Below are 14794 nucleotides of genomic sequence, written 5' to 3' on the forward strand. Positions count from 1 at the left end.
TCCCGACCTTGGTTTTTAAAATTATTCATCAAGCATCAGATTCCGCTTTATTCAATCACAACAGACAAAATTCAATCAAGTTTGATAAAATCTGTAATAAATAAAAATTGATGCTATCCATGATAATGAATATAAAAACACCTTTACTGATTAGCGTAATCGCCACAAGTCTAGCAGGATGCATAGGCTGCTATAATCCAACAGGATGTAATAAAGATTCTTCACCATATTATGTTACAACGACAACAACTCAAATCAGAGGAATAACTGTTCCTAACGCAACCAAACTCAAATACAAATCAAGAAATTCATTTCAAAAAGACCAACAGCAACATCCATTAAATGAAAAAGATTTAACAAGCATTGAACTTCCACCAAATACTGCGATCAATTGGGGAGGAATGCCCTCTTATCTATTTATCCTATTTTTTAATTCAGAAATGAAAGGCTATTCTATTTATCCTGTTAAAGAGCTGAAACCTCAAACAGGAAATTCATTCGTAAAGCTCTGGAAAAGTTGTGATAGTGCATTGGACGTTACTTTGAAAAATCCAAATGATTGGTCATTTAATCCAGAGAATATGGAAGTTACAGGATGTAGTGTGAATATTCAAAAAAGAAGTCAATATAATAATTATTGGCCAAACCAAGATGAAGCAGATAAATTTCTGCTTGATATCAATCGTGCTTTACAAAAGCTCCCTAAACAGAAAACTTATCCAGTGATTCAATATTCAACAGAAGAACAATAAAAAAGCCTGCTAAAAGCAGGCTTAGGATATCAAAGTCGGCTTATGATTTACCAATCAATCCACGAGCTACGATTTCTTTCATAATCTCGTTGGTACCACCATAAATACGTTGAATACGAGCATCAACAAAGAAACGTGAGATTGGATATTCAGTCATATAACCATAACCACCAAATAACTGAAGTAAGTTATCAGATACCTTCATTTGCATATCTGTACTGAAACTCTTCAGTGCAGCAGCCGTTTCAACATCTAACTTACCTTCCATATAAAGCTCTACGTTCTGATTGTAGAAAGCTGCTGTTGCCAACTCATCAATCTTCGCTTGAGCCAATACAAAACGCGTATTTTGGAACTGCGAAATTGCCTGACCAAATGCTTGACGCTCTTTTACATAAGAAGTGGCTAAATCAATTGCACCACGAATTGCCCCTAAAGCTGTAGATGCAATTGCTGTACGTTCACGAGGCAATTCTTGCATCAAATAAGCAAAACCAGAACCAGCATTTCCAAGCAATTGATCTTTAGGTACTTTTACATTATCAAAGAACAATTCAGATGTATCTTGCGAGTGCAAGCCAATTTTATCGAGGTTAGTGCCTTTCTTGAAACCTTCGAGATGAGTATCGACCAGTAGTAACGACACACCCTTAGCACGTGCTTGTGGATCAGTTTTTACCGCAAGAACAACAACATCCGCGTGTTGACCATTTGAAATAAATGTTTTTGATCCATTCAAAATGTAGTGGTCACCTTGTAGGATTGCACTAGTACGCATAGCCTGTAAATCAGAACCCGCACCTGGCTCGGTCATACCAATTGCACCAACCGCCTCGCCTGATACCATTTTTGGTAACCAATATTGTTTTTGCTCTTCTGTACCAATATGTTGAATATAAGGAGCAGCAATTTCAGAGTGACATGAAATTGCTGTCGATAAAGCACAATATCCCGCACGAGCAGACTCTTCAACCAACATCAATGAATAATGTGTTGGCACACCATAGCCACCGTACTCTTCAGGTACATCTACACATAAAAAACCATTTTCACCCAGTAAATTCCAAACTGAGCGCGGCATAATGCCTTCACGTTCCCATTGATCGTAATGTGGAGCAACATGCTCACTCATAAAACGTTTGAAATTATCACGGAAGAGTTCCAAATCTGCATCGTAAGCTAACATCGCTATTTCCTTTCGCTTTCTTTGTTCTTAAAAGTTTGTTTCGCAGTCATGCTAATGATTTTTCAAGTTGATGTCATGGTCCGTTTGCATCAATTCACTAGACTGATTCGGTCAATAATTTCGCTTGTAATGTTTAATATTTCGCCAAAACAAATTAAACCGAATTTATCTCAGCGTTTATTACTCAACATAGCCAACTTTATGTCATATTATTTTCTAGTTTTCGATCACATCAGAATTATCATGAATACCAAACGAAATATTTATAAAACCGCAGAACATCCGTTTGCTCAATATGTTCGTATTTTAGGTAAAGGTAAAACAGGATCGCGCTCTTTAAGCTATGAAGAAGCATATCAAGCATTTAGCATGATTTTGAAAGATGAAGTGCTAGATGTTCAACTTGGCGCATTTTTAATGCTTTTGCGTGTCAAAGAGGAATCTGTTGATGAACTTGCAGGTTTTGTTCAAGCAACACGAGATCAACTCAACTTTGAATCTTTAGATGTTGATCTAGATTGGTCTTCATATGCTGGAAAACGTAAGCATTATCCATGGTTCATTCTTGCAGCTTTAACATTAGCTCATCATGGTTATAAAATTGTAATGCATGGAGCATCAGGTCACACAATTAACCGTGTTTATACTGAACAGGTATTAGAATATTTAGGCTACCCAATTTGCCATAATCAACAAGAAGTAAAACAGCAACTTGAACAACATCATTTTGCTTACTTACCACTTGAAGCAATATCACCTATTTTAAGTGATCTAATATCACTCAGAAATGTAATGGGTCTTCGCTCACCAATTCATACACTGGCACGTTTAATTAATCCATTTAATGCAAAGGCAACTTTACAGGCAATTTTTCACCCAGCTTACAGATCATCACATCAACAAACAGCTTTTCGATTAGGCTATAAAAATAGCGCTGTGATAAAAGGTGAAGGTGGTGAATTTGAGCGTAATCCTGATGCCAAGACTTTAATTTGTGGGATTAAAAACGGTGAATTGTACGAGCATGAACTACCTAAACTGACACCAGATCGTAGTCCTATTGAAGAAGAACTTGATTTAGCAGTGTTTAAAGCAGTTTGGTTGGGTGAGCAAACACATGAATATGGTGAAATGGCTGTGATTGAAACAATGGGAATTGCTTTATATACGATGGATGCTGTAAATAGTTATGGTGAAGCGATGACTAAAGCGAAAGAACTTTGGGAAACACGAGTGCACTAGGTATAAAATAAAAAGCTCAGTTAATACTGAGCTTTTTATAATTAAACAAAACGAATCGGTTTAAATTCAGGTTCATTCTTGTGATGATCGTCATCACATTCCTCACCTTCTTCTTTTGTACCACGATCGATATAACCGCTACGCTGTTCTTCAGGTAAATTTTCCATTTCCCAAGCGTATACAGCTTGCATACAAATCTCGCGCTGCTCTTTAGTCAATGCAATACCATTTGGCCATTTACCAATTTCAACAGCAGTTTTAAGACGCTCAACAATTTCAGGATTTAAAATAGCGAGCATTTGTTCAATATTCATGATTCATCCTGTTGAAAAGATTCAAAATCTTGATTCCAACCCAGTTTAGTACGGCAAGCCATATAAAAATCATAACCAGGTGGATGTAATAAGCTTAGTTTAAACGGATGTTTACGAATATGCACTGTGTCGCCAACATTTAATGCCACACTGTGTTGTCCATCTGCGCTCACCATCGGTAATACGCGATTTTCTCGTATCGTAATTTTAACTTCACTGTGCCCACCAACGACGATTGGTCTTGATGAAAGCGTATGTGGGTGCATCGGAACTAAAGCGATCGCATCCATGCTCGGATGTAAAATAGGTCCACCACCAGATAAAGCATATGCTGTTGAACCTGTTGGCGTTGAAACAATTAAACCATCACTATGCTGACGATAAACATACTGACCATCGATGCTCAGCTCAAAATCAATCATATGAACTGATTTTCCTGAGTGCAAAACTACATCATTTAATGCAATTGCATCATAAATCGTTTCATTGTTAGTTCTTACTTCCATTTCTAATAAGAAACGGCGATCTAACTGAAAATGTCCTTGCAAAACTTGATCAAGTTTAAAAATTGCTTCAGCAGGTTTGATGTCAGTTAAAAATCCTAATCGACCTCGGTTAATCCCAATCACTGGTGTGTTGTAACGAACTAAAGCACGTGCTGCATGGAGTAAAGAACCATCCCCTCCTACAACAATCACAAGATCTACAACTTCACCAAGTAAATTTCGGCTAACCGTTTGTCCATGACTATACGGAACTAGTTGTGCAGTTTCTTGGTCGAATACAGGGTTTAAACCTAAAGTGATCAAATGATCATGGATTAAACATAACGTTTCTACAACAGAATACTTGTCTGGTCGCCCAATTAGACCAATATTTCGAAAGGATTTATGTGAAATTTGCACGAATAATTCAGCTCCGTCGCGATTCCTGCCTATCATATCATTAACAGTGCAAATTTCGTTGATGATTGATTAAAAAGTATAAAAATGTATATCCGTTGTTTTTTTATACGAATAATGTCAACACTTTCTTAAAGTTTTTATTTCATGTTGCTATTTATTGACAGTTTTATGATTGCAAATTGCTTATAAGCTATCGCATCATTACCCTCATTGTTTTGGTTTTATAGCAAATCTATGAAGTGTGAACGTGGTATCGGTTTTCTAGCACTAATTTTTTCAATTTTAGTGATCGGTGTATTTATTGCTTTTAGTATCTATTTGATCCGTTTAGATAATATTATCCGCAATAAGTTTGAGGGGCAGCGTTGGGATATTCCTGCCAAAGTATTTGCTCGTCCTTTAGAAATCTATGCGAACGCGCCGATTACTCAAGAGAATTTTACTCAAGAGTTAAAACTCTTGGGCTATAAAAACACTTCTAATTACGATAAATCTGGAAGCTATGTTATTCAAGGTAATCAAATGTATGTCCACACTCGTGGTTTTGATTACGGTGATACAACTGAACCAGAGCAAGTGCTTGAAGTTGCATTTATCGACGGTCAAGTGAGTGAAATTAGATCAACAAAACCATCAAATACGGGTGTTGCTCGTTTAGAGCCTTTATTGATTGGTGGTATTTACCCTCAACATAATGAAGATCGCGTACTCATAAAATTAAATAAAGTACCTAAACCGTTGATCGAAGCACTCATTTCAACAGAGGATCGAAATTTTTATCAACATCATGGTGTCTCGATTCGTGGTACAGCTCGTGCATTAGTGAGTAATGCAACAGGCGGAAAACGACAAGGTGGTTCAACGCTAACACAACAATTGGTCAAGAACTTCTACCTTTCTCCTGAAAAAACGCTCAAAAGAAAAGTAAATGAAGCGTTAATGGCTTTATTGATTGAACTTCATTACAGCAAAGATGAAATTCTTGAAGCGTATCTAAATGAAGTTAATCTTGGACAAAATGGCAACTACTCAATTAATGGTTACGGTTTAGCTTCACAATTTTATTTTGGTTTACCATTACGTGAACTTAATATTTCTCAGCAAGCATTCCTAGTAGGCTTGGTTCAAGGTCCATCATTATACAATCCTTGGCGCAATCCAGAATCAGCTAAAAAACGTCGTGACATTGTATTAAATAACATGTTGGTCATGGGCTATTTAACAGAAGCTGAATATCAAGATGAAATTGCACGTCCTTTAAATGTTGTCAGTAAACCAACTTTAGGCCCTGCTAAATTCCCAGATTTTCTTGATATTGTTCGTCGCCAACTACGCACAGAATATCAAGAAAGTGATATTACCAATCAAGGCTTAAAAATCTTTACGACACTTGATCCAATAGCTCAAACTCAAGTTCAAAGTGCTTTTAAAAGCTCTGTAGAACGCTTAGCAGGTAGCAACCCTTCTCGTTTAAAGAACCTTCAAGGTGCTGTTCTTGTTGCCCATCCTGAAAATGGTGAGTTAATCGCAGCTGTTGGTTCTACTCAAGATTTTACTGGATTTAACCGCGCACTTGATGCTAAACGTCAGGTTGGTTCATTACTCAAACCAATTATCTATTTGAATGCAATAGAATCTGGTCGCTACACATGGGCTACCCCTATTGAAGATACTGCTGTCAATATCCCTATTGATGGAGATAAAAGTTGGACGCCTAAAAACTATAGTGGTGGCGAACATGGCGTAGTACCAATGCAACAGGCATTAGCAAATTCATACAACTTATCTACAGTACGTCTTGCCAATGAGTTTGGCTTATCAACCTTTAGTAATAAATTAAAGCAATTTGGAGTAACTTCAGACATTCCAGCTTATCCTTCAATCTATCTAGGTGCAGTCAATATGTCACCGATGGAGGTATTAAGTATTTATGGAAATTTCGCTACTGGTGGTTTCAAATATCCACCTCGCACAATACGCACTGTTGTTGATGCTAAAGGTCGTTTATTAGAACGATATGGTCTAAACGTACAACAAACGATTGACCCTGCTGCGGCATATATTTTGAATTATGGTTTACAACAAGTAATGCGTTCAGGTACAGGTCGTTCAGCATATAGCAGTTTACCTGAGTCTCTAAATTTAGCTGGTAAGTCAGGCACAACAAATGATACGCGTGACTCTTGGTTCGCAGGATATTCTGGTAATCATGTTGCGGTAGTTTGGTTGGGTTTAGACGACAATAAAATAACAGGTTTAACAGGTTCATCAGGCGCTTTACCTGTTTGGACGAATGTCATGAAGCAACTTCGCCAAGAACCCGTGAATTTACGTCAAACAGATAATGTTCAATGGCAATGGATTGATAGTGCTAGCGGTGATTTATCTGCTCAAGGTTGTGATGGTGCAATGTATATTCCTTTGCTTCGCCAAACAGTTCCCCGTCGAGCTACTACTTGTGGTTTATCGCACTATGAAGTTGAACCGACTTACAACCCATCGACTGAAGACAATCAAGGCAATGAAAGCGATGGTATTAGTAACTACATTCGAGAAAGTGAAACAGAAATGGACAATGATTTATCAAATCACTCCTCTACAAGAATTATTTCTAGCGGTAGCTACAACGGCGAGAATTAAACTCAAAGGAATGATTTGAAATGATGAAAAAAGTAACAGTACTTACTGCTATGTTAGTTATGGGTGGCTGTACCCTAACACCTGAAAAGAGCACTTCAAAACCGACGAATCAGTCACCAACCACCACAACTCAAAAGAAGAAGGTTACACCACCTTCTTCGGGTGTAAAAATTACACCTTATGAGCAAAAAGAAATAAAACGTAAAAATGTGGAGGTTGTTGTACCACAACAAAAAGTACAGCAGAAATTTAACGACGGGAGTCAGTTACCTGCATTTAGAACATTAATGCAGAAGACTCAAGCGGCATATAAACAGAAGCAACTCGCTGAAGCTGAACGATATGCTTTGCAGGCTCAGCGTATTGCACCTCAAGCGTCTGAAACTTACCTTTATCTAGCCTTAATTGCAGATCAACGCAAACAGTATGCAAATGCTGAAGCTTTAGCACGTCGTGGGTTAAGTTATGCACAAAGCAACTCAATGAAAAAACAACTCTGGATGATCGTACTTAAAGCCAGCGAAGCACGAAATCATCCTGTCAAAGCTCAAGAAGCACGTCGAGCAATTCAAGCTCTTTAATTGGTTAAATTGAACTGAATTGTCGTATTCCAGCAAGCCCATAAGCATTGTGTTTTTGGGCTTGTTCTAAATCTGCTGGCGCAACGCCTCCTAGAGCAAAAACTGGAATATCACTATTTTGAGCTAATGCTGCAAATCCGTCCCAACCAAGTACTTTGCTATTTGGATGAGTTGCTGTCGGATTTACAGGGCTTAAAAAAATCGCATCACACCCAATCTGATGCGCATGTTGTACTGAAACAGCATCATGGCAAGCAGCGATATAACGTTTAGCTACAACCAAATCACCCTTTTTCAGTTGCATTAACTGAGATTGTTTAAGGTGGACTGTTTTAATTTTTTCTTGCAACACTGTATTTAATTGTTGCCAAACATCCACATTAACAATCAGCTTCAATAATTGCTGTTCAGACAATTTAATTAATTGCTGTTGAAGTTTTTCAATGTCTTTACTTTCTATACGTAAATACATTTGTGAATTAGTTTTCGGTAATTCATCAACTTGATCACTAATTTTGATCAAGTGAGACCAGATCAATCGCTCTATAATCGTTGAATTTGCTTTTGGAAAGTTTAAGTCCGCGAGTTGATCTCTACTAAACCAAGACCATGGTTGATGGATTAAATTTAAAAGCTCATCAGGAACATACGCATGGAATAGATGTAAAGTAACAATAATATCTTCATATTCATGTCGAATAACATCGAACTGATGCCACTCCTTTAGTCCGATTCCTACCTCCTCATAGACCTCTCTGCGGCAAGCTTGCTCAGGTATTTCACCTTCCTCAATTTTCCCGCCAGGAAATTCATGCTTATTACCTTGATGTTGGTTAGCTTGTCGCCATCCAACTAGCACTTTAGATTTATGTAAGAGAATTGCGATTGCAACATCAACAGTAGCTTTTGCCATAACCATCTAAAATCCTTGATATTTTAAAATTCATTCTAATGAGTTTGTAACCCAATTCACATGTCAAAGAATAAATAATTTGATCATTTTGTAAAATAATGAAATTTGCATTGACAGGTCTATTCGATAATGATTATCATTTAAATCATTAAAAAACACACCACGGAGCATAACAAATGAACGCACCCTTTAATCTTTTTACTCGCAGTACAGATTCAGCACAATCGTTGCCAATGTTACATTCAAACAACTTGTTTGCCTTAGGACGTGAAATCCGTATCATGCATGCAGGTGAAGAATATCGCCTACGCCTTACTCGTAACAATCGATTAATTTTAACGAAATAAGATTAATAGAAGAATAAACGTATAAGAACAATAAACGTGGGAATAGCAGTATGTCAGCGCGTACTGCTCTTTTTGTTCGTTAAATAGTTTTAGGCAATTGTATTTGTACCTTTAATCCACCAATTGATGATTGTGCAAAAGTGATCCTACCACGATGAAGTTCTATTATTTTTTTACAAATTGATAACCCTAAACCTGAACCTTGTGTTTTGGTTCCCAACACCCTAAAGAATCGCTCACCTAAACGTTCTAACACTTCTGTATCGAGTCCAGCACCTTGATTTTCGATTGTTAAATTAATGTAATCTGAATCATCATCGAGTTTTATATGAATTAGATGATTCACTTCTGAATATCGAATTGCATTATCTAAAATATTTCGCAGGCAGGTATAAATTAATTGTTCATTAGCAAAAATATCTAACTTCTTATCAATTAAGATATTTTTATAAACAATTTCCAAATTTTTTGTTTCGATCACAGTTGAAAAGTCAGATAAAAGAAGTTTAACCATTTCATTTAAATCAAAATATGTCTTTGGCAAATGTTCTGGATGTTCAGGATCTAAACGCGCGAGTAAAAGTAAATTTTCCAGTGTTTGAATTCCACGAGAGACATCTAATTGTATGCTATCTAGCTCTTTTGCACGTTCTGGATATTTTCGTTGTAATAATTGTAGGCGCAACTGAATCGCAGAGAGCGGTGATCTTAGCTCATGGGAAGCATCAGCAGTAAAGCGTTGTTCTGCTTTTAATGAATTATCTAAACGTTTAAGCAAATAATTCAATTGAGCTAGGATTGGTTGTAATTCCGTCACCTCAAATTCAGTAAACTTAATGGGACTTAAGTCTTCTGCATTTTTTGCTGAAATTTGCTTAGAAAGTTGATGTACTACTTTAAACTGTCGCTTAATTAAAAAATATAAGATCATCCATTGTAATGACCACACCATAAGCAGAATCAAAAAGTAAGCTGCAAAACTATGCAATAACTCCTCGAATCTTTCCTCTAACGGTTGTATCACCAATACATTCATATTTGCTTGATGATCTTTCGCAACATAACTCCGCCACAATTGATGATTCTGCCAAAAGAATCCGTACTGATGATGATCATTAGGAAAAATGCGAGGTTCTTGATCTAATAAAAAACCTTCTGATTGTGTTAAAACAAGTTGTGAATTTTTCAATCTGTATTGAATATCAAATTGTTCACTTAACTCATCAATTTGCTTCCCTGAGCTGGTGGTTAGGTCAGAAAGAAGCAGCATATCTGATATCTCATCCATGATTTCATCTTGCACATGCATGGTTTGGTAAACAGAGACAATTACAAATATGAGTAGCGCTAAGCTGCCTACCATGACTGAGCTGATTAAAGAGGTCTTAATTAATTGATTTTGCAATGAGACGGTTTTCATTGGTTCAACCCAAGTTCATTCTGTAACCTAAACCACGAATAGTTTTGATTAGTTGGCTACCAATTTTTTTTCGAATTTGATATATGAAGACCTCTATCGCATTACTCTCAATCTCCTCTCCCCAAGCATATAATGATTCTTCGAGTTGCTCACGGGTGACAATATGATTTGGATTTTGCATTAACTTATATAAAATTTGAAACTCTTTAGCAGTTAAATTTACCGTTTCACCTGCTTTCAAAACGGTCTTCGCATTAGGATCGAGTTTTAAATCAGCAAAACAAAGATATGCTCCTTTCTGCTTCTGAGATTGTCTTAGTTGTGCGCGGATTCTTGCAGAAAGTTCCTCTAAGTTAAAAGGCTTAACTAAATAGTCGTTTGCTCCTAAATCTAATCCCTCCACACGATCATGAATATGGTCCTTTGCAGTGATAAAAATCACTGGAATCAACAAATGTTGTTCACGAATACGCTTCAGAATGTCATCACCAGATGCATTAGGTAAACCTCTGTCCAGCAAAATACAATCATAGTGATGCTGTTTTACTGCCAAGATAGCGTGGTCGCCTCGTTCAACCCAATCAACACTATAACCATCCATTTCCAGCCAGTCTTTAATACTTTCAGCCTGAGAAGCATCATCTTCTGCTAATAAAATTCGCATAATAAGGTTCTCATAATGAATGACTACAATCTATGATGCCTTGAAAAGATCAAACTAGCAAAAAGCCACATGATTTCTCATATGGCTTGTTTAATTTAATCAGTTAAAACTGCACTTGATCGACATCAACTTCAACACGCTTCATAGGCTTATAATCGATATCAATCTCACCGATCAAAGTCACAGGAGTTTTAGCAGATACTGGTTTACCTTTCCATAAATCATCATCAATATCGACAGTCATAGAACCTGTTTGGTCACTAAACTGGTATTTTTCATCACCGGTTGCCTTCACAATATAACCTTTAAGCATAACAAGTGAATCATCTTTAAGTGTCAAAGCTTGTTTAACTGATGTCGTTTGTGTTGGTGCTAAAGCCTGTTGATTAACTGCGCCCGTGTCCGCTAAAGCAAATGTTGTTGTAGCAACTAAGCCTGAAATTACAGCAATTTTAGAGAACATATTCATCTATTTACCCTTGTTTATGTATTCACTTTTGATAAAGCTATTTAAACAAAGCTAGATGAGGTGAATCTTAAGATTTCTATTTTGCTTAACTCAATGGTACGACACGGAGAACTTCTTCCAAAGTTGTTACGCCTTCAATCACTTTACGTGCACCTGCAATTCTCAAAGGTTCAACACCCTCTTTTTTTGCCTGTACTTTTAAATCATTCAAAGTTCCATGTGCACTAATCAAAGATTTGAGTTCGAGACTCACTGGCATAAACTCATAAATTCCTACACGACCTTTGTAACCTGTATGACGACAGGTTTCACATCCAACCGCCTTATACATCGTTTCAGGCATTTCCATAATGTAATCAAAAGTCAGGTGTTCCCACTCTTGTTCATTCATTGAGGTTTCTTGTTTACATTGCGGACATAAACGACGGACCAAGCGTTGCGCCAACACACCAAGAATGGTTGCAGCTGTTAAAAATGGTTGAACACCCAAATCATGCAGACGAGTTAAACTTGAAGGTGCATCATTGGTATGTAAAGTTGATAATACCAAATGTCCTGTGAGTGCGGCTTGAATTGCCATATTTGCAGTATCGTGATCACGAATCTCACCCACCATGATGATATCGGGGTCTTGACGCATCAAAGCTCGTACACCATCTGCAAATCCCAATTCAATCGTTGGATTAACCTGCATTTGGTTAAAACTTGGCTCCAACATTTCGATTGGATCTTCAATCGTACATACATTCACTTGTTCAGTAGCTAACTGCTTCAATGAGGAATATAGAGTTGTGGTTTTACCAGAGCCTGTTGGACCTGTTACTAAAATAATCCCATGACTATGTTGCGTTAATTGCTGCCAACTATGTAATAAATGTCCTTCGAATCCCAGTTGTTGAAAACTTCTAACCAACACTTCCGGATCAAAAATACGCATTACCAACTTTTCACCAAATGCTGTAGGCAAAGTTGATAAACGTAACTCTGTTTCTTGTCCTTTAGGTGTTCGTGTTTTCAAACGACCATCTTGTGGTTTACGTTTTTCAGCGACATTCATTCGACCAAGAATTTTAATCCGTGAAATCACTGCTGTGAGAGTATTTGCAGGCATATTATAAATTGTATGTAATACACCATCGATACGAAAACGTACCTTTCCCTTTTCCTTGCGAGGTTCTAGATGGATATCGCTAGCACCTTGCTCGAAAGCAAATTGCAACACCCAATCCACCAATTTAACAATGTGCTGATCATTAGCATCAGGATTTTGGGTATCACCAAGCTGTAATAGAGCTTCAACACCCTTATTATCTCGATCGAAAGGACTAGAGTTTTGAGAGGAATTTACAGCTCGACTGACTTGATAATACTCAACCAAATAGCGACGAAGCTGTTCAGGATTGAGGAGAACGGGTTCAACTTTTTTAGGACTGAGGCTCCTCTCTAAATTATTTTTCCACTCCAAAGAAAATGGTTGATCCGTACCAATCAGAATACGATCTGCGTGTACTTCAACGGCAAGAATATGGTTCCGTACAGCAAACTCCTGCGACATAACCCCAGTTAAAACTGCTACATCAGCTTTTAATGGATCAATAACAAACAAAGGAACTTGAGACTTTTCAGCCAACCATAGACATAAGCGATTCAGTGTTAAGGTTTGCCCAGCATTTAGCTGGTCTTTTAAATTAAAGTTTGCTATCCATTGAAGAGGATGCCATTTCAATTGTTCTTTTTGGCGATGTGTAGTTTGTACCAATAATTTATCACGCTCATTAATTCTTCCGTCTTTTTGTAATTGTTCTAAACACCAAAAAATATCGATTTCAAAGTTAAACGTCATTGTTATACCCCAACTAATTTCTATAATATAACAGAGAACCAGCAGAATCTGTCAGATCATTTTGTAGATTCCAACTCAGTAAATACGCCTTGAAAACATAGACATAAGTTCAATAATTTGACTATAAACTTTGTAAAATTGTGATATAAGTTTTAGAAACTATTAAATATTTGAAATGTTTCATCCTTCCATATCAATGCTGCATGATGAACATATAACAACAGAGATAAACTATGGCTGAACTCATGAATTATTCGATACAAAATACATCATTCAGCCAACTTATGATGATTTTTGCAGTGTCTTTGGGCTGTGGATTATTGATTGGTTTAGAACGTGAACGCAGTAAAAGTAGACATAAAACTAAAACATTTGCAGGTTTTCGAACTTTTGCAATCACCTCACTTTTAGGTACGTTGTGTTTTTTATTTAACTTAGAAATTGGAATCACGGGGGCAATTCTAGTCGGTGCCATTAGTATCGCATCGCTACGTAATCAACAAGATGATCCAGGGGTTACAACAGAACTTGCCTTTATCATGACTTATTTTATAGGTGCAGTATGTATTTGGAATATCAATTTAGCGGCAGGCCTTGCTGTCACTTTGACCATACTGCTCTTTGCCAAAGAAACATTACATGGATTGGCTAATCAATAGATTAGCGAGACAGAATTAAGGGATGGTGTTTTATTATTGGCACTTATTCTTATTGGATTACCTTTAGCACCTGATAAAGCGTATTGGGGACCCGTTTTAAATCCTTATACGATTCTCAAGTTACTCAGCTTGATTTTATTGGTTCAAGCGTTAGCTCATTTTGCTAAACGCTTGTTATCTTCTAGAAATGCGATCGTTTTTTCATCCTTAGCTTCAGGCTTTGTATCAAGTACTGCAACTGTCGCAAACTTAGGTATGGAAGTTCGTAATAATCATGCCGACCCTAAAATCAATGCAGGTGCTGCGCTGATGTCTTGCGTTGCAACTTTAGTTCAAATGCTGATTATCGTCGCTAGTATCAGCATGGCATGGTTAGAGCTGCTTTTAATACCCAGTTTAATTTCAACCTTATTACTATTTGCATGGTCTATTTATCTGTTGCGTAAATCTACTAAAAATGAGCTAAATCAAAAAACTGATGAAAGTCGTATGTTTAGTTTTAAAAATGCGATTGTCATTACAGTAGCATTATCCACAATACAAGCAGCCGTTTATGGTTTAAATTTATGGTTAGGTAATAGCGGACTTATTATTGGAACATTCATCGCCTCTTTATTTGAAATTCATGCAGCAATTGCCGCAATAGTCGTCCAAGGCGATCCAAATACGGCTCAGGCAACACCATTGCTAATTGCTTTGATGGTTGGTCTATGTGCCCACGCGATGTCAAAAAGTATTAATGCTGGGCTTACAGGCGGTTATAAATACGCACTTGCATTCGTTCCAGCACAGATTCTTCATATGGCTATTTTAGTTATTTTAGTTTGGGTATCCCGCTGATAAATATAATAGTAAAAGC

At 37.1% G+C, this 14794-nt stretch carries 13 protein-coding genes and 1 pseudogene; 6 read left to right on the top strand and 8 right to left on the bottom strand.

The annotated features are described in order from the left end of the window. Nucleotides 1–125: 125 nt before the first annotated feature. Entirely contained in the window at nucleotides 126–752 is a 627-nt protein-coding gene (locus tag MKL32_RS07815; RefSeq protein ID WP_270900380.1) for a hypothetical protein, read from the top strand. A gap of 40 nt (nucleotides 753–792) precedes the next feature. Here the strand turns inward: MKL32_RS07815 and MKL32_RS07820 are convergent, their stop codons facing one another. Beyond that, nucleotides 793–1938, bottom strand: coding sequence for an acyl-CoA dehydrogenase family protein (locus tag MKL32_RS07820; protein ID WP_212388816.1), 1146 nt, complete (start codon nucleotides 1936–1938; stop codon nucleotides 793–795). A gap of 243 nt (nucleotides 1939–2181) precedes the next feature. On the opposite strand from MKL32_RS07820, the gene MKL32_RS07825 reads away from it, so the two are divergent. After that, nucleotides 2182–3180 (top strand): glycosyl transferase family protein, encoded by a 999-nt coding sequence (locus MKL32_RS07825; RefSeq protein WP_212388814.1) that lies wholly within the window; start codon nucleotides 2182–2184, stop codon nucleotides 3178–3180. 41 nt (nucleotides 3181–3221) lie between these two features. Here the strand turns inward: MKL32_RS07825 and MKL32_RS07830 are convergent, their stop codons facing one another. Both MKL32_RS07830 and MKL32_RS07835 read right to left on the bottom strand, forming a co-directional pair. Continuing rightward, entirely contained in the window at nucleotides 3222–3494 is a 273-nt protein-coding gene (locus tag MKL32_RS07830) for a YeaC family protein (protein ID WP_004911635.1), read from the bottom strand. Then, on the bottom strand, nucleotides 3491–4399 hold the full coding sequence (locus tag MKL32_RS07835) for an NAD(+) kinase (RefSeq protein ID WP_005402512.1): 909 nt from the start codon (nucleotides 4397–4399) through the stop codon (nucleotides 3491–3493). The genes MKL32_RS07830 and MKL32_RS07835 overlap by 4 nt, the downstream gene beginning before the upstream one ends. Nucleotides 4400–4633: 234 nt before the next feature. Between MKL32_RS07835 and mrcB the strand changes: the two genes are divergently transcribed. Further along, a complete protein-coding gene (mrcB, locus tag MKL32_RS07840; RefSeq protein ID WP_039047851.1) occupies nucleotides 4634–7039 on the top strand; it encodes a penicillin-binding protein 1B in 2406 nt (801 codons plus the stop codon). 20 nt (nucleotides 7040–7059) lie between these two features. Continuing rightward, entirely contained in the window at nucleotides 7060–7620 is a 561-nt protein-coding gene (locus MKL32_RS07845; RefSeq protein WP_004953994.1) for a tetratricopeptide repeat protein, read from the top strand. A gap of 4 nt (nucleotides 7621–7624) precedes the next feature. Here the strand turns inward: MKL32_RS07845 and MKL32_RS07850 are convergent, their stop codons facing one another. Then, the gene (locus tag MKL32_RS07850) at nucleotides 7625–8533 is read right to left on the bottom strand and encodes a thiamine phosphate synthase (protein ID WP_171430696.1); all 909 of its coding nucleotides are present in this window, start codon (nucleotides 8531–8533) and stop codon (nucleotides 7625–7627) included. A gap of 176 nt (nucleotides 8534–8709) precedes the next feature. Here MKL32_RS07850 and hemP point away from each other — a divergent pair, with 176 nt between their 5' ends. Further along, nucleotides 8710–8880 carry a hemin uptake protein HemP gene (gene hemP / locus MKL32_RS07855; RefSeq protein ID WP_004638676.1) on the top strand — a complete coding sequence of 57 codons (171 nt, stop codon included), beginning with the start codon at nucleotides 8710–8712 and terminating at the stop codon, nucleotides 8878–8880. 79 nt (nucleotides 8881–8959) lie between these two features. On the opposite strand, the gene MKL32_RS07860 is transcribed toward hemP, so the two are convergent. From MKL32_RS07860 to MKL32_RS07875, 4 genes are all read right to left on the bottom strand, one after another. Then, a complete protein-coding gene (locus tag MKL32_RS07860; RefSeq protein WP_125318733.1) occupies nucleotides 8960–10300 on the bottom strand; it encodes a sensor histidine kinase in 1341 nt (446 codons plus the stop codon). A gap of 4 nt (nucleotides 10301–10304) precedes the next feature. Beyond that, nucleotides 10305–10964 carry a response regulator transcription factor gene (locus MKL32_RS07865; RefSeq protein WP_004953989.1) on the bottom strand — a complete coding sequence of 220 codons (660 nt, stop codon included), beginning with the start codon at nucleotides 10962–10964 and terminating at the stop codon, nucleotides 10305–10307. Nucleotides 10965–11067: 103 nt separating this feature from the next. Continuing rightward, entirely contained in the window at nucleotides 11068–11433 is a 366-nt protein-coding gene (locus MKL32_RS07870; protein WP_125318658.1) for a NirD/YgiW/YdeI family stress tolerance protein, read from the bottom strand. An 85-nt stretch (nucleotides 11434–11518) separates the two neighbouring features. After that, the gene (locus MKL32_RS07875; protein WP_004962328.1) at nucleotides 11519–13276 is read right to left on the bottom strand and encodes a GspE/PulE family protein; all 1758 of its coding nucleotides are present in this window, start codon (nucleotides 13274–13276) and stop codon (nucleotides 11519–11521) included. A 233-nt stretch (nucleotides 13277–13509) separates the two neighbouring features. On the opposite strand from MKL32_RS07875, the pseudogene MKL32_RS07880 reads away from it, so the two are divergent. Beyond that, a pseudogene (locus MKL32_RS07880) lies at nucleotides 13510–14775 on the top strand (MgtC/SapB family protein). Nucleotides 14776–14794 lie beyond the last annotated feature (19 nt).

It is taken from the genome of Acinetobacter sp. AOR34_HL (assembly GCF_027854795.1).
Taxonomy (GTDB): Bacteria; Pseudomonadota; Gammaproteobacteria; order Pseudomonadales; family Moraxellaceae; genus Acinetobacter; species Acinetobacter junii.